Source organism: Acidovorax sp. BL-A-41-H1, assembly GCF_051942715.1.
On sequence record NZ_JBPVJQ010000011.1, the window covers coordinates 69,962 to 95,850 of the forward strand.

The following is a 25,889-nucleotide window of genomic DNA, read 5'->3' on the forward strand; positions in this document are numbered from 1 at the left end:
GGTGAATAAGCCGTGCAATTACTTCTGTAGCCAGTTCTTGACGCGACGCTGCCAGTGCAGCGGAATGGCACGTGCCATGCTGCTGAGCAGGGGCAAGGAGCGCATGTGCACCAAGGCATCCAGGGCGCCTGAACGGATTGTTGCGGAGGCTTTTTGCGCGTAGGGCAGGAGGGTCTCCGCAGAAATAGGGGCCGACGCGCGCGGCGCAGACTCTACGCCACTGAGATAATCGCGAATGTAGCCCCAGGCATCACCAGAGGCTGGGATGAGCGGATATGGCGGGGGCATTGGGCCAACGGCCTGCGCAAAGTGCTCCGCTCGGATGCCGGTAAAGAAGCCGACCCATTGTTTGGGGTTTTGGTCCCAGGGGCAGACCCAACTCCACGGACGGTCTGCCACGCGTTCTACAAAAGCGCCTATATCTGGCACTGCCACCGGCAGGCCTGCCTGTATGGCTGCGCTGAGGGTGTAGCTGTACGTTTCTGGCCAAACTGCTGGAAACCAGACGATGTCTGGCTGCAGCCACGTGAGCAGCCCGGCCAAGTCTTCATCCTGATAGGCGCCGTGCACTGTAAGCCGCGCTCGTGGCTGGGTTTGCAGGTGACGGTAGCCATATCCAAGCAGGTGAAATTCCAGCGGTGCACCCGACTGGGCTGTGTATAGTGCGGTGGCTTCTAGAACATCCGCCCCCTTGATGGCGCTGAGCGCACCCAACACCGCAATTTTGAGCGGCTTATCCGGCCGCAGTGGGCTGGGGTTCGGCGCCTGGGATGGATGTGTTGTGCTCCGATCGGCGATGTCGGTATGTTGTATGACGCGCACACGCGCTCCAGGCGCAAAGGCTGCCATGCGTCTTGCGGTGTCGTGGCTGGGGGCCATCACAAGGCGAGCCCCGATCAGGAAGTGGCGGTTGCGGTGCCGCCAGTCTGCCACGGTGCCTGTGCCGGAAGGGGCTGGGTCTTGAGGCGAGCAGCATGCGCACTCGCCAGGCGCCAGTTCGGGGGCGTACCGGTTGTCTTTGCCCGTCAAGGAGATATGCGCGCAGAAGCTGTAAAAGTCGTGCGCGGTAAAGTCATAGCGGACCCCCAACTGCGAAGGCAGGTCCATGATCGCTGGATCATGACCCAACAGGTGGTGGTAGTGGATATGCCTGACTCCCAGTAGCGTCAGCATCCGGACGAGATCCTGGTATTGATCCTCCAATCGGAAGGTGAGCCGAAAACCCTCATGCCGGGTGGCAAACTCCAGGCGCACACAACGGTCTGGCGCCGGAGTGAGTGTGAGAAAAAGGGCGTGCTCTGTGAGGTGCGAGGCCAGTTCTCGTACGTGGCGTAAGGTTCCGCCCGCCCGGTCGTGCAAAACAGCCAATACCACCGGCAAGTGCGCTTGGTGCATGCGCGCAATATCAAGTGCCAGGCGGTAGGGCTGCGCAGGGTCAGCCTGAACAAAAGCCATCACATCCCGTTCGTAGCGGGGGTGCAGGCGGCGCAGTGTTTCCATGGCCGCGCGCTCGCGGGGGCTTTTGCTGTCGCCAAAACTCACTCCGCCGGTGTGCAGCACAAAGGTGTCGAGCAGGTGCAGGTTGCGCCAGCCCGCCTCTGCCGCTCGCTGGCAGAAGTCGTTTTCTTCGCCGTAGCCTTTGCCGAAGTTCTCGGTGTCAAAAAGGCCAACTTGCGCGAGGCAATCGCGCCGGATGTACATGCAAAAACCTACGCCCGTAGGCACGTCCACCACCGCGCCGGGGTTGGTCTGGGCGCACAGGGCATCCAGCCGCGCGGTGTCGTAGCCGGCTGGCAAGCTGTTGTCTTTGCAGAACCGGGGGTAGCTGCAGATGGTGGCGTTGTTTGAAAACGGTGTGACCGAGGCCACCTTGCTATCGCCATAAGCGGCGCGGCGAATGCGGTCCAGCCAGTCATTGGCCACTTCGGTGTCGCTGTTGAGCAGCAGTACATCGTTGCTGTCGCTGAGTGCCATGCCTCGATTGACTGTGCCGACAAAACCCAGGTTTTCGGTGTTTTCCAGCAGAGTGATACGGCTGTCTTGTGTGGCGCGCTCGCGCAACCATTCCGTGACTTCAGGTTCAGGGCTGGCATCGTTGATGACAATCAGACGCCAGGCACACTGGTTGGCGCTGGCCAGCACGGATTCAACGCACAAGCGGGTGTCGGCCAGACCGCGGTATACGGGAACAATGATGTCCACCGGGTGCTGAGGGGGCGTGGCTGGCATGGGCTGGTGGGCCGGCTTGGCTGGCTGAGCTGCTTTGGGGCCTCGGCCCAGGAGTCGGTCCAGGCGCATCTTGGCGTGAACAATGGGACGAGTGGCGCGGAACACGGTAGAGGTTTCGATGTTGTGGAGATGCTGGGCCAGTTCGTCCAGGTCGCTACGGAGTCGAGTCGCTTCTTGCTGCCAGGTGGCGCGCTGCCGAGATGCGGCTTGGCTGGCTTCTTCGAGGATCTGGTTGCGATTTTGTGTGGCTGCGAGGTCTGCTTGCGCCTGATTCAGCCTGCTCGCAGTGTCACGGCAGTTGTTTTCCAACTGAACGATTCGGTCGTGCAGTGGAAGTACTGTGCCAGACAAGGCGACATAGTCCGCCGACATGGGCCAGCCCAATTCGACTTCTAGCTTGGTGCCGCCTCGCGGGCTGTTGGCCAAGGCTTCGGCGGAGATAGGCAGCTCAAACCAGGGCTCGTCCCCAGCAAGCAGCAACAGTGTGGCGCCCGAGGCTGCGGGCAATGGGGCCTGCCAGACGATCTGGCTATGGGGCGTTGTGGCCAGAAGTGAGCGCGAACCGGAGTCAGCCATCCATTGCCACAAAACGCCTCCTTGTGCAGTTCGCAACGTCAATCGGTACAGGTGGACGAAGCCTGGGCGATCGGCAGGATCCAGTCGCAGTTGTGTGACGGGCAGTTCTGAGTCGGGCAGATCAAAGCAAAGGGTTTGGCGCTCCTTGCCAATGACACCTGACGCCGTTAGCTTGTGAGCCTCGTCGTATCGACCCGCGTAACCTAGATAAAGCTGGGTCGTAAACAACGCCTGGACGGGCATTTCGGAGCGCGCAGTGGGCTCTGCCGCGTTTGCTGCCGCCTCGGCAGTAGGGTGGGCGACGCAAATGAACTGGTAAGTCAGAGCGTCAGGGACGCCGAGGAGGTGCCGTGCTACCGAGGGTGGCAGGCGGTCAAAAGCGACATCGAACTCCGACTCGGGCAGCTCCCGGACGATGGTGTCAATGGAGTCCGAGGCCCAGCGATGCTCGCCGAGAAAACGCTGCAGCGATTTGCGCGTGAAGAAACGCAGGTGCGTACGGTCCAGCAGGCCTTCTTCGCGGTAAAGGAATTCACCCTCCAGTAATTCTGCAATGAGGCCGCTGTAGCCTGCGTTGGGTACAGAAATGAGCAGTTTTCCATTGGTCTTGAGCAGCTTGCGGCAAGCATCCAAGACCTTTTCGGGGCGACTCAGGTGTTCCAGCACGTCCGCGCACACAATGTAGTCATAGCGCTGGCCTTCGAAAGTGGCAACCAAGTCGCATGACTCGAGGTTGTCTACGACCACGCGGCGGTAGTAGGGCTTGGCATGGGTGGCCTCCGCTTCACTGAGAGTGACGCCGTCCACAATGCAATCCTGTGTCTCGGTCACGTGCTGTCCCAGTGCTCCACTGCCGCAGCCCAGGTCCAGCACCGTTGCGTTGCTGTGAATCAGGCTGGCCAATACCGACAGCGAAGTGCGTTCGCCCGCTGTGATACTACGTAGATAAACGTGCAAATCTTCCGTTGAATGCGTCATCCGGGGATTATGACGGTGGGGAGAGTGCACTTGTAACAGAGGACGGTGTGAGAACTGGGACAATGGCGGCTTGATGAATGTCTCCCCTACCTCTCGGTGCAGTCTTGTGATCTCCGTGGTCAGCCATGGTCATGGCGCGCTGGTCCAGGCTTTGCTTCACGATCTGGCCCGATTGTCTGCGGAGACAGTTGGGCGTGTGGTGCTGACGCAAAATTTGCCTGAGGCAGAGCCCGAAGCCCCAGTCGGCGGGTGGCCATTTGTGTTTCAAATTGTCAAAAATACAGCACCCGCTGGTTTTGGCAGCAACCACAACCGGGCTTTGGCGGGGGCAGAGGAGTCCACAGTCTGTGTGCTCAACCCAGATGTGCGGCTTGGCGGGGGGGACCCCTTTGCACTTCTCGTGCAAGCTGCAGGGCAGCCAGGGGCTGGCTGTGCGTACCCGGTACAACTGGATGAGCAGGGGCGGTTGCAAGATAGCGAGCGCGAGTTGCCTACCCCTTGGGCGTTGTGGCGACGACGCCTTCTGGGGCGCGACGAGAGCCAGGTCGATTGGGTGAATGCGGCCTGCCTGGTGCTTCCGCAGCCCGTATGGTTAGCGGTTGGTGGATTCGATGAGGCGTACTTCATGTATTGTGAAGATGTGGATCTGTGCTTGCGTATTCGTCTGCTGGGGCGCACCTTGGTGCGGGTGCCTGTGCATGTCGTGCACGCGGGGCAGCGTGCCAGTCACAGGCGGTGGAGTCATTTGCGGTGGCATGTGCGCAGCCTGCTGAGGCTTTGGAATTCGCCCGTATATGCGCAGGCGCGTCTTTTGTTACGGGCTGGGGCGGCAAGCACGGGTACCATCGGCCGCTCATGATTTGGTTGTCTCTTGTGGCTTTCGTGGTGGTTGCGCTGGCGGCCGGGTTGGTCGTGCGATGGATGCGCAGCCACGCTTCCGCATACGGCAACGGGATGCCGCAGCGCTTTCATTTCGGTGATGTTCCTCGCCTGGGTGGGGCTGCGCTGCTTCTGGGGATTGGTTGTGGTTGGAGCCTGGGGGTGCTGCAGTCACTGCAGTGGGGCGATCCAGGCTCACTGCGGCTGGGGGGATGGGTGTGGGGGTGGCTGGTGGTGTTGTTGCCAGCTACCTTGGGGGGGATTGCTGAGGACATGACCCAGCGCCTTTCGGCCCGCTATCGGCTTGTACTGACTGGCGCCTCGGGTGTCCTTGCTGTGGTTTTACTGGACCTGACCCTTCCCCGCATGGGCTGGCCCTGGCTGGATGCCGTTCTGGCGGCGGCTCCCTGGCTGGGGGTTGCCATTGTGGTGCTGGCCGTTGCCGGTCTGCCCCATGCCTTCAACATCATCGATGGCTACAACGGCCTGGCGGGCATGGTGGCCCTGATCGTTTGCCTCGCGCTGGCCCATGTGGCCCTGCAGGTGGGAGACCGGGCGCTGGCGGCGCTGCTGGTGTCCACGGCGGCGGCCACGGGGGGGTTCCTGGTCTGGAACTACCCGCGGGGCATGCTGTTTGCGGGGGATGGCGGGGCCTATGTATGGGGCGTGGTGATTGCCATGGCCAGTATTTCCCTGGTGCAGCGCAATGCGGATGTGTCGCCGTGGTTTCCCATGCTGCTGCTGATCTACCCCGTCTGGGAAACGATTTTCTCGATCTACCGCAAGGCGGTGCGGGGGGTGTCGCCGGGGGTGGCCGATGCCCTGCATTTTCACCAGCTCATCTACCGCCGCATTGTGCGCGGGGTTTTCCACGACGATGAGTCGCGCCGCATGCTGATGCGCAACAACCGCACTTCGCCCTACCTGTGGGGTTTTACCCTGCTGACCGTGGTGCCCGCTGTGCTGTTCTGGAACAACACGCTGCTGCTGATGGCGTTCTGTGGGCTGTTTGTGGTCAGCTATGTGATGGCCTATCTGGCCATCGTGCGCTTCAAGGTGCCGCACTGGCTGCGCCACTGACCAGCCCGGAGCCACCGGTTTCTGCCGGTCGCCCGGCAACCGGGTTTGTGGAGCGTTCTTCAACCTCCCGACAGCTGTGCGCCCCGTGAATGCGGCACAATTTGCGTTTCACCCTGTTTGTTTTTCTTCTTTCGGATGGCACGCCTCCATGACCGACCTTCTTTCGATTGCCCCGCGCGACAAGGCTGAAATCCTGGCCCAGGCGCTGCCTTACATCCGCAAGTTCCATGGCAAGACCATGGTCATCAAGTACGGCGGCAACGCCATGACCGACCCCGCCCTGCAGGCGGACTTTGCCGAAGACGTGGTGCTGCTCAAGCTGGTGGGCATGAACCCTGTGGTGGTGCACGGCGGTGGCCCGCAGATCGAAACGGCCCTGAACCGCCTGGGCAAGAAGGGCGAGTTCATCCAGGGCATGCGCGTGACCGATGCCGAGACCATGGAAGTGGTCGAATGGGTGCTGGCGGGCGAGGTGCAGCAGGACATCGTGGGCCTGATCAACCAGGCGGGTGGCAAGGCTGTGGGCCTGACCGGCCGCGACGGCGGCATGATCCGCGCCCAGAAGCTCAAGATGGTGGACAACAAGAATCCCGCCATCGAACACGATGTGGGCCAGGTGGGCGATATCGTTTCCATTGACCCGAGCGTGGTGAAGGCGCTGCAGGACGACGCGTTCATCCCCGTCATCAGCCCCATCGGCTTTGGCGAGAACAACGAGAGCTACAACATCAACGCCGACGTGGTGGCGAGCAAACTGGCCGAGGTGCTCAAGGCCGAGAAGCTGGTGCTGCTCACCAACACCCCGGGCGTGCTGGACAAGGCGGGCAACCTGCTGACCGACCTGACGGCCCGTCGCATTGACGAGCTGTTTGCCGATGGCACGATCTCCGGCGGCATGTTGCCCAAGATTGCCGGTGCGCTGGATGCCGCCAAGGCCGGTGTCAACGCCGTGCACATCATCGACGGTCGGGTGCCGCATGCCATGCTGCTGGAGATCCTGACCGAGCAGGCCTACGGCACGATGATCCGGTCGCACTGATTTTTGATACTTCGGCGGCCCGCCATGCGCTTGCTATTGGTCGAAGACGATGTGATGGTGGCCAGCGGCATCAAGCTGGGGCTGACCGATGCGGGTTATGCCGTGGACTGGGTCGGCAGTGGTGAGCGTGCCGAAGAGGTGTTGCGCACCGAGTCGTTCGACGCGGCCATCATTGACATTGGCTTGCCAGCCATGGACGGCCTGGAGCTGACGCGCCGCCTGCGGCGCCCGGACATGGCGAGCCCCGCCATGCCGGTGCTCATCCTCACGGCGCGCGATGCTTTGCATGATCGGGTCCAGGGGCTGGATCTGGGCGCAGACGACTACATGGTCAAGCCCTTCGAGCTGCCCGAGTTGCTGGCGCGCCTGCGGGCCCTGCTGCGCCGCTCGCAGGCCGCCACCACGGCGGTGCTGAGCTTTGGCCCGCTGGAGCTGGACACCGCCGGTCGCCGCGCAAGCATCCGCAGCGATGCGGGCGAGCAGGTGATTGAGCTGGGGCCGCGTGAGTGGACGGTGCTGGAGTACCTGCTCATCAACGCCCCCAAACCCGCCAGCAAAGACAAACTCCTGCAGGCGCTGACGGGCTGGGACAAGGAGATCACGCCGAACGCCGTCGAGGTCTATGTCTCCCGCCTGCGCGGCAAGCTGGAGCCCCACGGTGTGGCGCTGCGGTCGATCCGGGGGTTCGGCTACCGGCTCGAACTTCAGAACCCTTGACGGGGCAGCGGCCCCGGTCTCTTTCCTCTTCTCCTGCGCCCGCCATGCTGCTTCGGAACCCTTCCCCCAAGCGGCCCGGTTTGCGCGCCATGACGTCCGACCTGCGGACCCGGCTGTTGCTCATGCTGGTGCTGCCGCTGTGTGCCCTTGCGCTGGTGGGGGTCTGGTTGGACTACCGCTCGGCCGACGAGGCGGCTGTCCAGCACGACCAGCGCCTGGTGCGCCTGCTGCCCGCGCTGGCCGACTCGGTGCTGGCGCCGCCCATCCGCGACAACGCTTCGCCCTTGCTGCTGCTCGCGCCGCCAATCGAGGAGTTTCTGCGCCAGAACGTCGGGTTTTCTGCTTACAGCGTGCGCGACACCTCAGGTCGGCTGCTGCTGGGCGACGCCTGGGTGCATGGGGCGGTGCCCACCACGCAGGCCCCTGAGTTCCACAGCGTGGAGTTTGGCGGTGTGACCTACCGGGTGGCCGTGCAGCGCGGCCGCACGGGGGCGGGCGAGCTGGTGGTGGCATTGGCCGATGGCTCCGACCCGCGCCAGAAATGGGCCCAGCAACTGCTGCTCAGGGTGCTGTTGCCCAACCTGGTGCTGCTGCTGGCGGCGGGTTTTGCGATCCACTGGGCGGTGCGACAGGCGTTCAAGCCTCTGGTGGGTCTGGCCGAGGCGGTGGAGCGCCGCTCGCCGCGCGACCTGAGCCCCATCGACGAGGCCGCCTCGCCCGACGAGGTGCGTCCGCTGGTGCATTCGCTCAACCGCCTGTTTGCCCTGGTCAATGCCCAGGCCGAAGGGCAGCGCCGGTTTGTGGCTGATGCGGCCCACCAGTTGCGCACGCCGCTGGCGGGGCTGCAGGCGCAGGTCGAAGCCTGGGCCATGATGGCCAAGGCGGCGGCTCCACCGCAGGTTTCGTTTCCGGATTTCGATCGGAAAATGCCGTTTGCGCGCGAGGACAGGGCGCAGGGTGCTATTGTTTTAGGAGTTGATCAGATCGAGAAGCTGCGCAACGCCACGCGCCGCACCTCGCAGCTGGCACACCAGCTGCTGGCACTGTCCCGTGCCGATGCACGCAGCCTCGATGCCCAGCCGCCACAGCGGGTGGACCTGAAGGACCTGTGCGAATCCCTGCTGGAGAACTTTCTGGACGCGGCCACCGGCAAGGGGTTGGACCTGGGGCTGGACGTGCAGCTTGTGCATGTCACCGGCCACGGCTGGCTGCTGCGCGAGCTGCTGTCCAACCTAGTGGATAACGCCATCAAGTACACGCCGCCGGGCGGTGTCGTCACCATCCGCTGCGGACTGCGCCAAGGCCGCAGCGGCCCGCCGCGTGCCTATGTCGAGGTGGAGGACGACGGCCCCGGCGTGCCCGAGGCCGAGCGCACTCGGGTGCTACAGCGCTTCTACCGCGTGCCGGGTGCGGGCGGCGAGGGCACGGGCCTGGGGCTGGCCATTGCGGACGAGATTGCGCGTGTGCACCGGGCAGCGCTCACGCTGGGTGCTGGCCCGCAGGGGCGCGGGCTGCTGGTGACGGTCGTGTTCCCCCTGTAGCCCGCCCTGGCAAGGCGGGGCTGCCGGGCCCCGAAGGGCTGTGCGAGAATCATTTCCATACACGATTGACTTGTGCAAACAGGTGGTGCGACAGCGCTCCCCTGGCGCTGGTGGCCTGCCTTCCATTGCCAGTGACTGCACCAGCCGTGACGATTCTTCCTGCCCCGTCGCCCCTGCGCATGCCTTGCTGGCAGGTGGTGGGCGCCAGGCCTTACCGGAGCCCCTGTCCCGCATGTCCGAACTCTCGCCCCAGCCCGAGCCCGCGTCCACCGACGAGACGGGGGATTCCCCCGTCGCACGCAAGCGGCCCAAGCCGGGCGAGCGCCGCGTGCAGATCCTGCAGGCGCTGGCGGCCATGCTGGAGCAGCCGGGTGCCGAGCGCATCACCACCGCCGCACTGGCCGCGCGCCTGTCGGTGAGCGAGGCGGCGCTGTATCGCCATTTCGCGAGCAAGGCGCAGATGTTCGAGGGGCTGATCGACTTCATCGAGCAGACCGTGTTCACCCTGGTGGCGCAGATCACCGGCCGCGATACCGGGGGCGGGGTGCCCGACCCGGCGCAGTCGGCTGAGGTGGGCGCCCGGCAGGCGGCGCGCATCGTGGCGCTGCTGCTTCAGTTTGGCGAGCGCAACCCCGGCATGGTGCGGGTGATGGTGGGCGACGCCCTGGTGTTTGAGCACGAGCGCCTGCAGCAGCGCATGAACCAGTTTTTTGACCGCATCGAATCCACGCTGCGCCAGTGCCTGCGCCCGGCCACGGCGGCATCGGCCACGCCCACGGTGGATGCGCAGGTGGCGGCCAGCGTGCTCACGGCGTTTGCGCTGGGGCGGCTGCAGCGCTATGCGCGCTCGGGTTTCAAGCGCCTGCCGTCGGAACACCTGGATGCCAGCCTGGCGCTGATCTTGTAGAGCACTTTTTGCCCACGCCCGCCGCTGCGGGCTGAGGCAGGGGGGCAGGGCGCCACTGCCGTGCGGTGGTACCGCCGCAACGCGCGTTTGGGTGGCCCTCCCTATTTTTTCCAGGGGTTTTGGCCATGCCCTGAAATTGCTGCAGAATAGAACGAACGTTCGTTTTTATTTGTCAGCATGCCCGCCACCTCAGAATCCAGCCAAGCCAGCCGCAGCCCGCGCGCGCGCAGCAGCACGGGCCGCGCCTTGCAAAAGGGCCAGCAAACCAAGGCGGCCATCGTCGAGGCGGCGCTGGGCCTGGCCACGCACATCGGGCTCGAAGGCCTGTCCATCGGCGCGCTGGCCGATGTCACGGGCATGAGCAAGTCGGGCGTGTTTGCCCATTTTGGCTCGCGCGAAGAACTGCAGATCTCCGTCATCCGCGAATACCACACCCGCTTCGAGCAGGAAGTGTTCTACCCCGCCATGTCCGCCCCGCGCGGCGTGGCGCGTTTGTCGGCGCTGTTCGACAACTGGATGAAGCGCACCTCCATCGAAATCGACTCAGGTTGTATCTACATCAGCGGCGCGGTCGAATTTGATGACCGCACCGGCCCCGTGCGCGATGCGCTGGCCAGCTCGGTGCTGACCTGGCACGCTGCCATGCGCCGTGCCATCGAGCAGTGCAAGGTGTTGGAAGAGCTGCGCGCGGACACCAATGCCGAGCAGATGCTGTTCGAGATCCACGGCCTCATCCTCGCGCTGCACTACGAAGCGCGGTTCCTGCAGACCCCGGGCTCCATGGCCCGGGCGGTGCAGGGCTTTCACAACATCCTGGCGCGCTACAGCGCCACACAACCAGGCGCCAGCGCAGAAGCAGCACCCGTTGCTGCTGCTGCCAAACGCCGCAAAGTTTCCAACCAAACCACCACCTCCAAGGAGTAAACCCCATGCCTATGTACACGCCGCCCCTGCGCGACATGCAATTCGTCATGCACGAAGTGCTCAAGGTCAGCGATGAACTCAAGGCCATGCCGCCCCACGCCGAGGTGGATGTGGACACCATCAACGCCGTGCTCGAAGAAGCCGGCAAGTTCACTGCCGAAGTGACCTTCCCGCTGAACATCAGCGGTGACACCGAAGGCTGCGTGCTCAACAAGGCCACCCACGAAGTGAAGACCCCCACGGGCTTCAAGGACGCCTATGCCAAGTACGTCGAAGGTGGCTGGGCGGCACTGTCGTGCGACCCTGCCTACGGCGGCCAGGGCCTGCCTTTTGTGCTGAACCAGTGCCTGTACGAGATGATGAACTCGGCCAACCAGGCCTGGACCATGTACCCCGGCCTGTCGCACGGCGCATACGAAGCCCTGCACGCCCACGGCACCGAAGAGCAAAAAAAGATCTACCTGCCCAAGCTGACCAGCGGCGAGTGGACCGGCACCATGTGCCTGACCGAACCCCACTGCGGCACCGACCTGGGCCTGCTGCGCACCAAGGCCGAACCCCAGGCCGACGGCACCTACAAGATCACCGGCAACAAGATCTTCATCAGCGCGGGTGAACATGACATGGCCGCCAACATCGTGCACCTGGTGCTGGCCCGCCTCCCCGACGCGCCCAAGGGCAGCAAGGGCATCAGCCTGTTTGTGGTGCCCAAGTTCAACATCAAGGCCGACGGTTCGCTGGGCGAGCGCAACCCCATCTTCTGCACGGGCCTGGAGCACAAGATGGGCATCCACGGCAACGCAACCGCGCAGATCGCCATCGACGGCGCCATCGGCACCATGGTGGGCCAGCCCAACAAGGGCCTGGCTGCCATGTTCGTCATGATGAACGCCGCCCGCCTGGGCGTGGGCAACCAGTCGCTGGGCCTGACCGAAGTGGCGTACCAAAATGCGCTGGCTTACGCCAAGGACCGCATCCAGATGCGCAGCCTGTCGGGCGTGAAGGCCAAGGACAAGGACGCCGACCCCATCATCGTGCACCCCGACGTGCGCAAGATGCTGCTCACCGCCAAGGCCTACGCCGAAGGCGGCCGCGCGCTGCAGATCTTCTGCACGCTGCTGCTGGACAAGGTGCACAGCCACCCCGATGAAAAGGTGCGTGCCGAATCCGAAGAGATGGTGGCGCTGCTCACCCCCATCGTGAAGGCCTTCATCACCGACAACGGCCACATCTCCACCAACGCCTGCATGCAGGTCTTCGGCGGCCACGGCTTCATCAAGGAATGGGGCATGGAGCAGTACGTGCGCGACAACCGCATCAACATGATCTACGAAGGCACGAACACCGTGCAGTCGCTGGACCTGCTGGGCCGCAAGATCCTGGGCAACAACGGCGCCACGCTCAAGAAGCTGGGCAAGCTGATCGGCAAGCTGGTGGAAGAAGAAGGCGTGAACGAGAAGATGGCCGAGTTCATCAACCCGGTGGCCATGCTGGGTGACCAGATGACCAAGTTCACCACCGAGATCGGCTTCAAGGGCATGCAGAACCCCGACGAAGTGGGCGCAGCCGCCGTGGACTACCTGCGCGTGGCCGGTCACCTGGTGTTCGGCTACCTGTTCGCCCGCATGGCCCAGGTGGCCCTGCGCGAGATCGCCGCTGGCAACACCGACCCGTTCTACGGCGCCAAGCTGCAGACGGCCCGCTTCTACTTCGCCAAGCTGTTCCCCGAGACCGTCACGCTGATGCGCACGGCCCGTGCTGGCAGCAAGGTGCTGATGGATACCGATCTGGCCCTGGCCTGATCGGTAGATCTGCGGATTTCAAGCTTTTTTGGCACGGAGCGCCTATGTATAAAGCGGTAGCAGCTATTGTTTTTGTAGCGTCTGCGGCGCCCGTCTGGGCGCAGGCGACGCCCGAAGGCTTGTGGCGCAACATCGACGACAAGACCGGCGAGGCCAAGGCCGAAATCCGCATCCGCGACATCGGCGGCGGCGTGTTGAACGGGGCGCTGGAAAAGCGCCTGTCCAAAGACGCCAAGCCCGACGAGGTCTGCGACGAATGCTCGGATGACCGCAAGGGCAAGCCCATCTTGGGCTTGGAGATCATCCGTGGCGCCAAGAAGGCCGACGGCAAAGAGGTGTGGGAAGGCGGCAAGATTCTCGACCCCGAGAACGGCCGCAACTACACCCTGCGCATGACCCCCGTCGAGGGCGGAAAGAAGCTCGAAGTGCGGGGCTCCATCGGCCCGTTTGGCCGCACGCAAACCTGGATCCGCATCCAGTAAACCCATTCCCGTGGCCTTGCGCGCGCCATGCGGTGTTGCGCAACGCCCCAACCAGGAACCCAACCCATGTCCCGATTCCAAGTGAAGAAAGTCGCCGTGCTCGGCGCAGGCGTGATGGGCGCGCAGATCGCCGCCCACCTCGTCAACGTGAAGGTGCCCGTGGTGCTGTTCGACCTGCCTGCCAAGGAAGGCCCCAAGAACGGCATCGTCACCAAGGCCGTCGAAGGCCTGAAAAAGCTCAAGCCCTCGCCCCTGGGTGTGGCCGACGACGCGGCGCTGATCCAGCAGGCCAACTACGAAGAGCACATGCACCTGCTCAAGGAATGCGACCTCGTGATCGAGGCCATTGCCGAGCGCATGGACTGGAAGCTCGACCTGTACACCAAGATCGCGCCCCACGTGGCCAAGCACGCCATCCTGGCGTCCAACACCTCGGGTCTGTCGATCACCAAGCTGTCCGAAGTGCTGCCCGAGAGCATCAAGCCGCGCTTCTGCGGCATCCACTTCTTCAACCCCCCGCGCTACATGACGCTGGTGGAGCTGATCAACACGCCCACCACCCAGCCTGAAGTGCTGGACCAGCTCGAAGCCTTCGTCACCAGCGGCCTGGGCAAGGGCGTGGTGCGCGCGCACGATACCCCCAACTTCGTGGCCAACCGCGTCGGCATCGCCGGCATGCTGGCCACGATGAAAGAGGTCGAGAACTTTGGCCTGACCTATGACGTGGTGGACGACCTCACAGGCAAGAAGCTGGGCCGCGCATCGAGCGGCACCTTCCGCACCGCTGACGTGGTGGGCCTGGACACCATGGCCCACGTGATCAAGACGCTGCAGGACAACCTGAGCATCGAGACCGATCCGTTCTACGAAAGCTTTGGCACGCCCGCCGTGCTGAAGAAGCTGCTGGAGCTGGGCAATCTGGGCCAGAAGACCAAGGCCGGTTTCTTCAAGAAAGTCGGCCGCGATGTGATGCGTTTCGAGCTGGAAAGCGAAGAGTACGTGCCCGCCGGCCAGAAGGCCGACGAGGTGTATGCCCGCATGCTCAAGAAGCCCGCTGCCGAGCGCCTGCGCCTGCTGCGCAACGCCGAAGGCGCGCCCGGCCAGTTCCTCTGGGCCATCCTGCGCAACAGCTTCCACTACGCTGCCGTGCACCTGGGCACCATCGCCGACAACGCCCGCGACGTGGACCAGGCCATGCGCTGGGGCTTCGGCATGAAGCAGGGTCCCTTCGAGCTGTGGCAGGAAGCCGGTTGGCTCGAAGTCGCGAAGATGATCCAGGAAGACATCGACGCTGGCAAAGCGCTGTGCAAGGCACCGCTGCCCGAGTGGGTCTTCAAGGGCCCCGTGGCCGAGGCCGGTGGCGTGCACACCGCGCAAGGTTCGTGGAGTGCATCGCAGAACAAGTTTATGCCCCGCCGCCAGTTGCCCGTGTACGAGCGCCAGATCTTCCCCGAGGCCCTGTTGGGCGAAACCAGCCTGCCCGACTGGCGCACCGCTGGCACCACGATTGCTGAATCGAAGGCGCTGCGCACCTGGACGCTGGACGGCCAAGTACTCATCGCCAGCATCAAGAACAAGATGCACGCCATCAGCCCCGAGGTGATGGAAGCGCTGATGGAAGCGCTGGAACTGGCCGAGTCTGAGTACCAAGGCATGGTCATCTGGTCCGGCGACGCTCCTTTCAGCGTGGGTGCGGACCTGGAAGCCACGATGCCCGCCTTCATGGTCGGCGGCGCCGATGCGGTGGAAAGCATCGAGCAGGAGCTGCAAAACCTGATGATGCGCATCCGCTATGCGCAGGTGCCTGTCGTCGCAGCCATCCATGGCATGGCGCTGGGCGGTGGCTGTGAGCTGGCCGTGTATTCGGCCAAGCGCGTGGCCCACATGGAAAGCTACATCGGCCTGGTCGAAGTGGGCGTGGGCCTGGTGCCCGGCGCCGGCGGCCTGACCTACATCGCCCGCCGCGCGGCCGAGAACATGGCAGCTTCCACATCCAAGGACATCCTGCCTTTCCTGACCGAAGGCTTCACCGCCGCCGCCATGGCCAAGGTGGGCACCAGCGCTCTGGAGTCGCGCAAGCTGGGTTACCTGCTGGACAGCGACGTGATCGTGCCCCACAAGGATGAGCTGTTGTTCGTCGCCATCAACGAAGCCAAGTCCATGGCCGCGAGCGGCTGGCGTGCGCCGCACAAGCGCCTGTTCCCCGTGGCCGGCCGCAGCGGTCTGGCCACCATCAAGGCCCAGCTGGTGAACATGCGCGACGGCGGCTTCATCAGCGCCTACGACTTCAAGATCGGCGCCATGATCGCCGAAGTGGTCTGTGGCGGCGATGTGGATGCTGGCTCGATGGTGAGCGAGGAATACCTGCTCACGCTGGAGCGCAAGGTGTTCTGCCACCTGATCGCCCAGCCCAAGACGCATGAGCGCATCCTGGGCATGTTGTCTACCGGCAAGCCGGTTCGCAACTGATCCGGACGTCGATGGATACCGGTAGACCGACATGAGCGAACACGCCCCCAACAAATTGCAGCGCTCGCTGATGCGCCTGGACGAGGCCCCCGCCTTCATGCGCGGGTTCGTGCAGAACATCATCTTGCGCCGGGCTGTGCCCTTTACCGGCACGGCCGGGGTGAAGTTCGTGTCGCTCACGCCTGAGCGGGTCGAAGTGCATCTTGCCAACGAGCGCCGTGTGCAAAACCACATTGGTGGTGTGCACGCCTCGGCCATGAACCTGCTGGCCGAAACGGCCACCGGCATGGTCGTGGGCATGAACGTGCGCGACGACTGCCTGCCGCTGGCCAAGGAGCTGAGCATGGCGTTCAAGAAGCGCGCCACGGGCGGCTTGAAGGCCGTGGCCACGCTCACCGCCGAGCAGCGCGCCGCCATGTTGGCCAGCGACAAGGGCGAGGTGCAGGTGAAAGTCACCGTCACCGACGAAGCCGGTGTGGAGCCGGTCGAATGTGTATTTACGTGGGCCTGGGTTCCTTCCAGCCGCCCCCCCAAGAATTGAAGGAGTTTCACCATGGCTCAAAAACAAGTCCAGGACGCCTACATCGTCGCCGCCACGCGCACGCCCATCGGGCGCTCGGGCCGCGGCTATTTCAAGAACACCCGCCCCGACGATCTGCTGGTCGCCGCGATCAAGAGCGCCATGCTGCAGGTGCCCACGCTGGACCCCAAGGCGATTGAAGACGCCATCATCGGCTGCTCGTTCCCCGAAGGCGAGCAGGGCATGAACATGGCCCGCATCGCCATGGGCCTGGCGTTTGACCACCCCGTGGGCGGCGTGACCGTGAACCGCTTTTGCGCATCGGGCATCACCGCGCTGCAGATGGCGGCTGACCGCATCCGCGTGGGCGAGGCCGACGTGCTGATCGCCGGCGGCGCCGAGTCCATGAGCCTGGTGCCCATGGGCGGCAACAAGCCCTCGTTCAACGCCGAGATTTTTGCCAAGGACGAGAACGTAGGCATCGCCTACGGCATGGGCCTGACCGCCGAAAAGGTGGCCCAGCAGTGGAAGGTGAGCCGCGAAGCGCAAGACGCGTTCGCCCTCGAATCCCACCTGCGTGCCATCAAGGCGCAAAAGGCCGGTGAGTTCAGCGACGAAATCACGCCCTTCGAAATCGTGGAGCGTTCGCCCAACCTCGCCACCGGCGAAGTGGTGGAAAAGCGCCGCACCGTGAGCCTGGATGAGGGCCCGCGCCCCGACACGTCCCTGGAAGGCCTGGCCAAGCTCAAGCCCGTGTTTGCTGCACGCGGCAGCGTCACGGCGGGCAACAGCTCGCAGACCAGCGATGGCGCGGGTGCACTGATCGTGGCCAGCGAAAAGGCCGTGAAGCAGTTTGGCCTGACGCCCCTGGCGCGTTTTGTGAGCTACGCCGCCCGGGGCGTGCCGCCCGAGATCATGGGCATTGGCCCCATCGAAGCGATTCCTGCGGCCCTGCGTTATGCGGGCCTCAAGAGCGACGACATTGGCTGGTATGAGCTGAATGAAGCGTTTGCGGCGCAGTCGCTGGCCGTCATCAATACGCTGGGCCTGAACCCTGCGGACGTGAACCCCATGGGTGGGGCCATTGCATTGGGGCATCCGCTGGGTGCCACCGGTGCCATCCGTGCGGCGACGGTGGTGCATGCGCTGCGTCGGCACAAGCTGAAGTACGGCATGGTCACGATGTGCGTAGGGACAGGCCAAGGCGCCGCCGGCATCATCGAGGCGTTGTAACTGGCTACTGCGCGGGCCATCTGCGTCGTTGGGCGGTGCTCGGAATCCTCACGTACAGGAAGTACGTTCCGGTTCCTGTGCTCCGTCCGCCTAGCAGCTGATCCCGCTCGCTACGCCCTTGAGGGCGGGGTGGGAAGGCAGGGGGGCCCGGGGCAAGAAATCTGGATGTTCTCATCCCGACTCCCCACCCGTTCGGGCTGAGCTTGTCGAAGCCGGGGCGCACACCCTAACTCGTTTAGGCTGAGCCCGTCGAAGCCAAGGCTCAGCCTCAGCGATCGTTTTCTTTTCAAGCCGGCGCAGATCGGTTTCGAACCAAGGAGACAGACATGGATAAGCAAACCTTGCAGGTCAACGGGGCAGTGTCTTTGGCGCTGCGTGTCTATGAACCCCAGGGCGCGCCACGCGCCAGCGTCGTGATCGGTGGCGCGATGGGGGTGCGGCAGTCGTATTACGAGGCCTTTGCGCTGTGGATGGCGCAGCAGGGGTTTCGGGTCACCACGTTTGACTACCGGGGCCACGGCGATTCGCTGCAGGGCGCCATGCGCGATGTGAAGGCGGATCTGTTTGACTGGGCACAGGATTACGAGGCGGTGATCACAGCCGCCAAGGCAGCGCTGCCGTCGCAGCCGCTGTATTTGCTGGGCCACAGCCTGGGCGCGCAATTGCCAGGGCTGCTCAAGAAGCCCGAACAGGTGGCGGGCCTGCTGAGCGTGGCCGCAGGCAGCGGCTACTGGCGTGACAACGCGCCGCAGCTCAAGCGCATCGTTCCGTATTTCTGGTGGGTGCTGGTGCCGCTGGCCACGCGGCTGTGCGGGTACTTTCCGGGGCGCACGCTCAAGAAGGTGGGCGACCTGCCTGCTGGGGTGATCCTGCAGTGGCGGCGCTGGTGTCTGGACCCTGCTTACAGCGTGGGGGCAGAGGGGCCTGCGGTGGCGCAGAGTTATGGCGCGGTGCGGTTCCCGGTGCTGGCGCTATCGATGGCGGACGACGAGCTGATGACCTTGCGCGGCACGCACAACCTGGTGAACCTGTACGCCAACACCGAGCGCCGGGTGGAGAGCATCACACCGGCCGACCTGCAGGTGCGGCGCATTGGGCACTTTGGCTTCTTTCGCGACCAGTTCCGCCAAAGCCTGTGGCCGCGCGCAGCGGCTGCGCTGGCCGCACTGGGCGGTGGCAGAATGCCCCATGGCGAAGTCTCCGGTACGACGGCCTGAGCGGTCGTTTCGCGGCACACTTGCAGCATGACTTCCTCTTCATCCACTTCTTCGTCTGCGTCTTCGTCCTCCGCTACCCACCCGCTGGACGAGGCGCTGCAACTGACGGCTTCGTCCGCTGCGACGGGCCAGTACGAAGGGCAGACCCACCCCGGCTACTGGAACATGGTCGGCCCGTTTGGCGGCATCACCGCTGCCACGCTGCTACAGGCCATCTTGCAGCACCCCGACCGGCTGGGCGATCCGCTGTCGCTCACTGTCAACTATGCGGGCGCTTTGACCGCTGGTGCGTTCACGGTGCAGGCAACTCCTGTTCGCACCAATCGTTCCACCCAGCACTGGACGCTGTCGATCCTGCAGGCCGGTGCCGACGGCGCGCAGGTGGTTACCACCACGGCCACCGCCGTCACGGCCGTGCGCCGCGAGACCTGGAGCGTGGGCGATGTGCCCATGCCGCAGGTGCCCCCGCCTGTAGAGCAAAAAGCCATCGTCGCCCCTTTGGGCGCTGTGGAATGGCTCAATCGCTACGAGATGCGCCCCATTGCTGGCTTCATCCCGCGCACCTGGGACGGCAGCGGCGACCACAGCCTGACGCAGCTGTGGATGCGCGACACACCACCGCGGCCGCTCGACTTCGTGGCGCTGTCCGCATTGGCCGATGTGTTCTTTCCCCGCGTGTGGCTGCGCCGTGCGCGCCAGGTGCCTGCGGGCACGGTGTCCATCACCGTGTACTTTCACGCCACAGCAGAGCAGCTGCAGGCCACGGGCACGGGCTTCCTGCTAGGCCAGGCGCGCGGGCAGGAATTCCGCAATGGTTTCTTTGACCAGACCGTGCAGCTGTGGAACGAGGCTGGCACCATGCTGGCCACCAGCCATCAGATCGTTTACTACAAGGAATAGGAAGTCGGCCCGTTGCTCTGCACGCGCACTCTTTCCTCCATCCATCAGCCTCCGGAACCCTTACCACCATGACCGAAGCCACCCAAGACATCCTTGCTCACACCGAAGCGGGCGTGACCACCATCACCTTCAACCGCGTGGATAAGAAGAACTCCATCACGCGCGACATGTACGCCGCCATGGCCGATGCGCTCGATGCCGCCAAGGCAGATGCCAGCGTGCGCGTGGTGGTGTTCCAGGGCGATGTGGCGATCTTCAGCGCGGGCAATGACATCGGCGACTTTTTGCAGCAGCCGCCCGCCACGCAGGATTCGCCCGTGTTCCGTTTCCTGCGCGGAATCGCCACCTTCCCCAAGCCAGTGATCGCCTCGGTGTGTGGCCCGGCCGTGGGCATCGGCACGACGATGCTGTTCCATTGCGACCTGGTCTATGCGGGCGACAACGCGGCGTTCTCCATGCCGTTCGTGAATTTGGGCCTGTGCCCCGAGGCCGCATCGAGCCTGCTGGTGCCGCAGATGCTGGGGTACCACCGCGCTGCGGAAGCCTTGCTGCTGGGCGAGCCTTTCATGGCCGAGGCCGCGTTGGAAGTCGGCCTGGTGAACCGTGTGGTGCCGCCCACCGAGTGCAATGGGGTGGCGCAGGCGCAGGCGAAGAAGCTGGCTGCCAAGCCGTTGTCGTCGCTCATCGAAACCAAGCGGTTGATGAAGGGCGGGCAGACGGCGAAGGTGCTGGAGGTGATGGCGGAAGAAGGTGAGAGCTTTGGGCGCATGTTGCGCGAGCCTGCAGCGCGGGAAGCGTTCTCGGCGTTTATGGAAAAGAGAAAGCCAGATTTCAGCAAGAGCTGAAATCTGGCCGCCGCGATAGCGGTGCAGACCGCGTAGCGGGCTGAGTGATCTTTCGCTAACAGCGCCGTCCCGACTTCAGCGCGGTTTGAGTCGTTGGTTCTGAGGGGTTTTTGGCTGCTGGCGCTTCTAAACAAAGCGCTGGCAGCTATTGTTTTTATAGTTCGGTCTCGCCCCGTCCGTTTGGGTTGAGCCTGTCGAAGCTTTTGTGCGGTGGCTACTGCATGCCCGTGTTGAGTGCGGGAGCCGGGAGTCGCCCGGCGTGCGAGTAACTTTCTTTTGCTTCGCCAAAAGAAAGTCACCAAAGAAAAGGCGACCCCCAGTCTGCGACCCCTTCGCGTTGCGAAGGGGCAAACCTGCGGCGGGGCGGCTGCGGGGTGCGCCGTGGAACTCACTGCGCTGCGTTGCAGCTTCGTTCAGACATCCACGGCGAGTCAGTGCACGAGGCATGGGCGCTCCGACGCCCATGCTCACCCCGCAACCGCCCCGCCGCAGGCGCAGCCAGCAGGGGTGGGACAGCCGAACATCCAAACAACCGAACAGCCGGACATCCGTTCGGGCCATCGCTTCGCTCGGCCGCGCCTGCGCAGCGCGTGGCGCTTGCGCCCGCGAGGTGGGGCCGAGCGCAGCGTAGCGAAGCAATGGCCCGAGTGGATGTCCCTCGGGTTCCCTTCTGCGCGTGCCGAGAAGCGCAGGGCAGGGGGTGCGTGCGTGTGCCGAAGGACACACGCACTTCGTGCACTGACTTGCCGCAGTTGTTTGAACGGAGCGCGTAGCGCGCAGTGAGTTCTGCGGCGCACCCCTGTGCGAGCATCGCAGGTTGCCCGTAGCGCAGCGAAGGGACGCGCGCAGCAGGGTCGCCCTTTCTTTGGTGACTTTCTTTCGGCGACGCGAAAGAAAGTTACTCGCATGCCGGGCGACTCCCGGCCTCCGTCCTTCGCATAGGCACGCGATTTGCTTCCAAATGAATAGCAAATCAGGCAGTGAATACTGGCGCTCAACCTCAAAAGCACCCGTAGCAATCACGATCAGACAAGCCATCTATTTTTACAAAGCACTTGCTTGCTAAAAATAAACAGTTTTGCTATCGTGCCTGCATGGATTCACCCGTACCGCGCGCCAGCGCCATCGCCCCCGCTCCCAAGAAACCCTCGGCCCGCACTCGCAGCAAGGCCGTAGCCTCCTCCGACGCCAACGCAGCCACTGCAGAGGCAACCCCCACCCGCCGCCCCCGCGGCCGCCCCCGCAAGACCGCCGAAGAACTCGACGACGGCAACCGCCGCCGCAAGCTCATGGACGGCGCGGCCAAGCTCTTCCGCACCCAGGGCTTTGCCGCCACCAGCACGCGCGACATCGCGGCGGCGGCAGGCATGCACAGCGGCTCGCCCTTCTACCATTTCGAAAGCAAAAGCGCGCTGCTCTACGCCGTGATGAGCGAGGGCATGACCATGGCCACGCAAAGCCAGCAGCAGGCACTCGATGCACTGCCAGCCCAGGCCACCCCGCGCGAGCAGTTGCACACGCTCATTCGCCACCACTTCGAGATCCTGCTCGGGCCCCGCAGCAGCTTCATCCCGGTGATGCTGTACGAATGGCGCTCGCTCACGCCCGCGCAGCGCAAGGGCATTGCCCGCATCAAGGACAGCTACGAGGCCACCTGGATGCCTGTGCTGGAAGCGCTGGCACAGCAGGGCGCGCTGCAGGCCGAGCCCGGTGTGGCGCGGCTGTTCATCTTTGGGGCGCTCAACTGGGCGGTGCAATGGTTCTCGCCCAAGAAGGGCAAGTCGCTCGACGCGCTCACCGACGAGGCACTCGCCTTGTTCATCCGTTCATAACAAGCCCATCAAGGCAGAGTCACCATGGCCCCCACCGCGCGCAACGCCTACCAGTCTGTGTTTGCTCCGGGCCTGTTCCAGGGCCAGGTGGTGGTGGTCACCGGCGGTGGCTCGGGCATTGGCCGGTGCACGGCACACGAACTTGCACACCTGGGAGCGCATGTGGTGCTGGTCGGGCGCAAGCCAGAAAAGCTGCTGGCCGTGGCCGAAGAGATCACCGCCGATGGTGGCCGCGTGTCATGCCAGGTGTGCGACATCCGCTCAGAAGAAGGTGTGGTGGCGCTGGTGCAGACAATCCTTGCTACGCAGGGCCGTATCGATGCGCTGGTCAATAACGCGGGCGGGCAGTTCATGTCGCCGCTTGAATCCATCAGTGCCAAGGGCTGGGAGGCCGTGCTGCACACCAACCTCACCGGCGGCTTTTTGATGGCGCGAGAGTGCTACCGGCAGTGGATGGCGCAGCACGGCGGCTCAGTAGTCAACATCGTGGCCGACATGTGGGGCTCGATGCCGGGCATGGGGCACAGCGGTGCAGCGCGCGCGGGGATGGTCAGCTTGACGGAAACGGCAGCGCTGGAATGGGCGCACAGCGGTGTGCGCGTGAACGCCGTGGCGCCGGGTTACATCGCCTCCAGCGGCATGGACAACTACCCGCCCGAGGCTGCAGACATGCTGCGTGCCATGCCGCGCACGGTGCCGCTTGGGCGCTTTGGCAACGAGGCCGAGGTGTCGGCGGCCATCACCTTTTTGCTCAGCCCGGCAGCCAGCTTCATCAGCGGTACCACGCTGCGGGTGGATGGCGCACGGCCCCAGGTGCGCATGGGCTGGCCGCAGCGCCCGCCTGGTGCCACTGCCGCAGCACACCCGGCCGTGCGGCCATTTGACGGCTTTCACCGCGCGCAGGTGCCGCAGGTGTTTGCCCCTTCCCACACCCCCAAGACCGAGGCCGCATGACCGCCGTCTTCACTTCCCGATTCAACCCAGGCAGCGCCGAGGCCACGCAGCGCCGCGCGGCGCTGCAGGCCCGGCTGGACGCCCTGCGCGCGTTGGAAGAGCGTGCCGCCGCCGCCTCGGCCCGGTCGCTGCCCCAGTTTGAAAAACGCGGCCAGCTGCTGCCGCGCCAGCGCGTGGCACTGCTGCTGGATGCGGGTGCGCCCTGGCTGCCGCTGTGCACGCTGGCGGGCTACCTGCAGGACGTGAAGGACCCCGAGAAGTCCGTGCCCGGTGGCGGCATGGTCGCGGGCATCGGCTTTGTCAGTGGCGTGCGCTGCATGGTGGTGGCCAGCGATTCGGGCATCGAGGCCGGAGCCATCCAGCCCATGGGCCTGGAAAAGATCTTGCGCGTGCAGGAGATCGCGCTGCAAAACCGCTTGCCGTTCATCCACCTGGTGGAGAGCGCAGGCGCCAACCTCATGCGCTACCGGGTGGAGGGCTTCGTGCACGGCGGCACGCTGTTCCGCAACCTCGCGCGGCTGTCGGCGGCAGGCATTCCGGTCATCACCGTGCAGCACGGCTCGGGCACCGCAGGCGGCGCCTACATGCCGGGGCTGTCGGATGTGGTCATCATGGTGCAGGGCCGCTCGCGCGCCTTCCTGGCCGGGCCGCCGCTGCTCGTGGCTGCGACGGGCGAGATTGCGACGGAAGAAGAACTGGGCGGCGCCGAGATGCACACCGCCGTCTCGGGCCTGGGCGAGTACCTGGCGCAGGACGATCGCGAGGCCATCGGCCTGGCGCGAGATGTGGTCGCGCAGTTGGGCTGGAGCATGCCCCGGCGACCGAGCGCGCCTGTACCTCTCTTGCCCGCCGATGACCTGCTGTCCCTGATGTCCACAGACCTGCGCCAGCCCGTGGACATGCGCGAGGTGATGGCGCGGCTGGTGGATGGCTCGGAGCTGCTCGAGTTCAAGGCCCGCTACGGCATGGCCACCCTGTGCGCGCAGGGCCGCATCGGCGGGCATGCCGTGGGCTTCATCAGCAACAACGGCCCCATCGACGTGGCGGGCGCCAACAAGGCCACGCACTTCATCCAGTGGATGTGCCAGCTGGGCCACCCGATCATCTACCTGCAGAACACCACGGGCTACATGGTGGGCAAGGACAGCGAGCAGGGCGGCATGATCAAGCACGGCAGCAAGATGATCCAGGCCGTGACCAACGCCACCGTGCCGCAGATCACCATCCAGTGTGGCGCCAGCTTTGGTGCGGGCAACTACGGCATGTGCGGGCGCGGCTATGCGCCGCGCTTCCTGTTTAGCTGGCCCGGTGCCAAGACGGCCGTGATGGGCGGCGAGCAGGCCGCCCGCACCATGCAGATCGTGACCGAGGCGGCGCTCGCGCGCAAAGGCATCACGCCCGACCCGGCCGAATGCAGGCCCAGTTTGACAAGATCGTCGCCATGTTCGAGGCCCAGGCCGATGCGTTCTACACCAGCGGCCTGCTGCTGGACGACGGCGTGATCGACCCGCGCGACACACGTGCCGTGCTGGCGTTTTGCCTGGACACCTGCGCCGAGGCAGAGGCCCGCACGCTGCGGCCCCTGAGCTTTGGCGTGGCGCGGATGTAAGCGCTTCGCACGCAATCTCCCCGATGGCCGAGCCTCTCAAACACCTGCTCAATGATTCCGTGCCGCCGCGCATCGCTGCCATGGTGCGGCGCGCGTGGCGCAAGTTCGATACCACTGCATTTCTGCAGCAGGTAGAGCCCGGCTACGAATCGCTGGAGCTGATGGCACGCGGCCAGCGCATTGCGCAGGCCCTGCAGGCCCACCTGCCGCAAGACGTGCCGCGCGCGCTGGGTGTGCTGGTCGATTCGATGGACCCGCCGATGGGCATCGATGCCGCCGGTGAGCCCGACGCGGGTGACCGCCCCTACAGCGCCTTCCTGTACCTGCCCCACAGCATCTACATCGGCACACACGGTCTGCCGCATTTCGAGGCGGCCATGGCCGCGCAGCACGCGCTCACCCAGCGCTTTACCGCCGAGTTCAGCATCCGCCCCTACCTGCTGCACCACCAGGGCGCCACGCTAGCGCGGCTGCGGGACTGGGCGCAGGATGGCAACGCCCACCTGCGCCGCCTGGTGAGCGAAGGCACGCGGCCCCGCCTGCCCTGGGCGCCGCGTTTGCCTGCATTCCAGAACAGCCCGCAACTGGCCCTGCCGTTGCTCGATGCGCTCAAGGACGACCCATCGTCCTACGTGCGCCGCTCCGTGGCCAACCACCTGGGCGACATCGCCAAGGACCACCCCGACCTGGCCGTGGGCACCGCGCGCACCTGGCTGTTGGGTGCACCCGCCCCGCGTGAAGCCCTGGTGCGCCACGGCCTGCGTTTTCTCATCAAACGTGGCGACGCTGGCGCGCTCGATGCCCTGGGCGTGGGCCATGCCGTGGCGCTGGACGTGCGGGCCGCACGCGTGGTGCCCGCCTGCGCACGCATCGGCGACAAGGTGCGCATCGAGGTCGAACTGCACAACCCCACACCCCAGTCTCAGCGCGTGTTGGCCGACCTGAAGGTGCACTACGTCAAGGCCCACGGCGGTGCGGCGCCCAAGGTGTTCAAGCTGCAGACGCTGGACATACCGCCCGGCGCCACCGTAGCGGTGGGCAAGACGCTGTCGCTGCAGCAGATGACCACACGCACCCACTACCCCGGCGCGCACCAGGTGGAGCTGGTGCTCAACGGGCGGCCACAGCCGCTGGGGCAATTTCAGCTTTCGTGATC

19 protein-coding genes and 1 pseudogene are annotated in these 25,889 nt (G+C 64.8%); 19 read left to right on the forward strand and 1 reads right to left on the reverse strand.

The genetic code is table 11. The annotated features are described in order from the left end of the window. Nucleotides 1-18 precede the first annotated feature (18 nt). On the reverse strand, nucleotides 19-3,783 hold the full coding sequence (locus ACTPOI_RS24315) for a methyltransferase domain-containing protein (protein WP_440113846.1): 3,765 nt from the start codon (nucleotides 3,781-3,783) through the stop codon (nucleotides 19-21). 106 nt (nucleotides 3,784-3,889) lie between these two features. On the opposite strand from ACTPOI_RS24315, the gene ACTPOI_RS24320 reads away from it, so the two are divergent. The 19 genes and pseudogenes from ACTPOI_RS24320 (at nucleotide 3,890) to ACTPOI_RS24410 (ending at nucleotide 25,887) form a co-directional block, all read left to right on the forward strand. After that, entirely contained in the window at nucleotides 3,890-4,642 is a 753-nt protein-coding gene (locus tag ACTPOI_RS24320) for a glycosyl transferase (protein ID WP_440113849.1), read from the forward strand. Further along, a complete protein-coding gene (locus tag ACTPOI_RS24325) occupies nucleotides 4,639-5,742 on the forward strand; it encodes an MraY family glycosyltransferase (RefSeq protein ID WP_252660333.1) in 1,104 nt (367 codons plus the stop codon). The genes ACTPOI_RS24320 and ACTPOI_RS24325 overlap by 4 nt, the downstream gene beginning before the upstream one ends. A gap of 148 nt (nucleotides 5,743-5,890) precedes the next feature. Next, on the forward strand, nucleotides 5,891-6,781 hold the full coding sequence (gene argB, locus ACTPOI_RS24330; protein ID WP_094288851.1) for an acetylglutamate kinase: 891 nt from the start codon (nucleotides 5,891-5,893) through the stop codon (nucleotides 6,779-6,781). A 24-nt stretch (nucleotides 6,782-6,805) separates the two neighbouring features. After that, nucleotides 6,806-7,498, forward strand: a complete 693-nt coding sequence (locus ACTPOI_RS24335; protein WP_063459990.1) for a response regulator transcription factor — start codon at nucleotides 6,806-6,808, stop codon at nucleotides 7,496-7,498. A gap of 89 nt (nucleotides 7,499-7,587) precedes the next feature. Continuing rightward, nucleotides 7,588-9,039 (forward strand): sensor histidine kinase, encoded by a 1,452-nt coding sequence (locus tag ACTPOI_RS24340; RefSeq protein ID WP_252660331.1) that lies wholly within the window; start codon nucleotides 7,588-7,590, stop codon nucleotides 9,037-9,039. A gap of 232 nt (nucleotides 9,040-9,271) precedes the next feature. Next, nucleotides 9,272-9,946, forward strand: coding sequence for a nucleoid occlusion factor SlmA (gene slmA / locus ACTPOI_RS24345; protein WP_440113855.1), 675 nt, complete (start codon nucleotides 9,272-9,274; stop codon nucleotides 9,944-9,946). A 177-nt stretch (nucleotides 9,947-10,123) separates the two neighbouring features. Next, a complete protein-coding gene (locus tag ACTPOI_RS24350) occupies nucleotides 10,124-10,870 on the forward strand; it encodes a TetR/AcrR family transcriptional regulator (protein WP_094288845.1) in 747 nt (248 codons plus the stop codon). 5 nt (nucleotides 10,871-10,875) lie between these two features. Continuing rightward, the gene (locus ACTPOI_RS24355; RefSeq protein WP_440113858.1) at nucleotides 10,876-12,672 is read left to right on the forward strand and encodes an acyl-CoA dehydrogenase C-terminal domain-containing protein; all 1,797 of its coding nucleotides are present in this window, start codon (nucleotides 10,876-10,878) and stop codon (nucleotides 12,670-12,672) included. A 44-nt stretch (nucleotides 12,673-12,716) separates the two neighbouring features. Beyond that, on the forward strand, nucleotides 12,717-13,154 hold the full coding sequence (locus ACTPOI_RS24360; protein ID WP_252660324.1) for a DUF2147 domain-containing protein: 438 nt from the start codon (nucleotides 12,717-12,719) through the stop codon (nucleotides 13,152-13,154). Nucleotides 13,155-13,220: 66 nt separating this feature from the next. After that, nucleotides 13,221-15,623, forward strand: a complete 2,403-nt coding sequence (locus ACTPOI_RS24365; RefSeq protein ID WP_440113862.1) for a 3-hydroxyacyl-CoA dehydrogenase NAD-binding domain-containing protein — start codon at nucleotides 13,221-13,223, stop codon at nucleotides 15,621-15,623. A 31-nt stretch (nucleotides 15,624-15,654) separates the two neighbouring features. Further along, on the forward strand, nucleotides 15,655-16,164 hold the full coding sequence (locus ACTPOI_RS24370) for a DUF4442 domain-containing protein (protein WP_440113865.1): 510 nt from the start codon (nucleotides 15,655-15,657) through the stop codon (nucleotides 16,162-16,164). Nucleotides 16,165-16,176: 12 nt separating this feature from the next. Beyond that, nucleotides 16,177-17,376 (forward strand): acetyl-CoA C-acyltransferase, encoded by a 1,200-nt coding sequence (locus tag ACTPOI_RS24375; RefSeq protein ID WP_440113868.1) that lies wholly within the window; start codon nucleotides 16,177-16,179, stop codon nucleotides 17,374-17,376. Between the two features lie 326 nt (nucleotides 17,377-17,702). Continuing rightward, nucleotides 17,703-18,593 (forward strand): alpha/beta hydrolase family protein, encoded by an 891-nt coding sequence (locus tag ACTPOI_RS24380; RefSeq protein ID WP_440113871.1) that lies wholly within the window; start codon nucleotides 17,703-17,705, stop codon nucleotides 18,591-18,593. Between the two features lie 27 nt (nucleotides 18,594-18,620). Beyond that, nucleotides 18,621-19,493 (forward strand): acyl-CoA thioesterase, encoded by an 873-nt coding sequence (locus ACTPOI_RS24385; protein ID WP_082564986.1) that lies wholly within the window; start codon nucleotides 18,621-18,623, stop codon nucleotides 19,491-19,493. Nucleotides 19,494-19,561: 68 nt separating this feature from the next. Continuing rightward, on the forward strand, nucleotides 19,562-20,338 hold the full coding sequence (locus ACTPOI_RS24390; protein ID WP_288853635.1) for an enoyl-CoA hydratase: 777 nt from the start codon (nucleotides 19,562-19,564) through the stop codon (nucleotides 20,336-20,338). 1,094 nt (nucleotides 20,339-21,432) lie between these two features. Continuing rightward, nucleotides 21,433-22,170: a TetR/AcrR family transcriptional regulator gene (locus ACTPOI_RS24395; RefSeq protein WP_440113876.1), complete on the forward strand. Its 738-nt coding sequence runs from the start codon at nucleotides 21,433-21,435 to the stop codon at nucleotides 22,168-22,170. Between the two features lie 24 nt (nucleotides 22,171-22,194). After that, nucleotides 22,195-23,124, forward strand: a complete 930-nt coding sequence (locus tag ACTPOI_RS24400; RefSeq protein WP_440113879.1) for an SDR family oxidoreductase — start codon at nucleotides 22,195-22,197, stop codon at nucleotides 23,122-23,124. Further along, a pseudogene (locus tag ACTPOI_RS24405) lies at nucleotides 23,121-24,733 on the forward strand (acyl-CoA carboxylase subunit beta). The gene ACTPOI_RS24400 and the pseudogene ACTPOI_RS24405 overlap by 4 nt, the downstream one beginning before the upstream one ends. Before the next feature lie 23 nt (nucleotides 24,734-24,756). After that, a complete protein-coding gene (locus ACTPOI_RS24410; protein WP_440113882.1) occupies nucleotides 24,757-25,887 on the forward strand; it encodes a DNA alkylation repair protein in 1,131 nt (376 codons plus the stop codon). The last annotated feature ends 2 nt before the right edge of the window (nucleotides 25,888-25,889 follow it).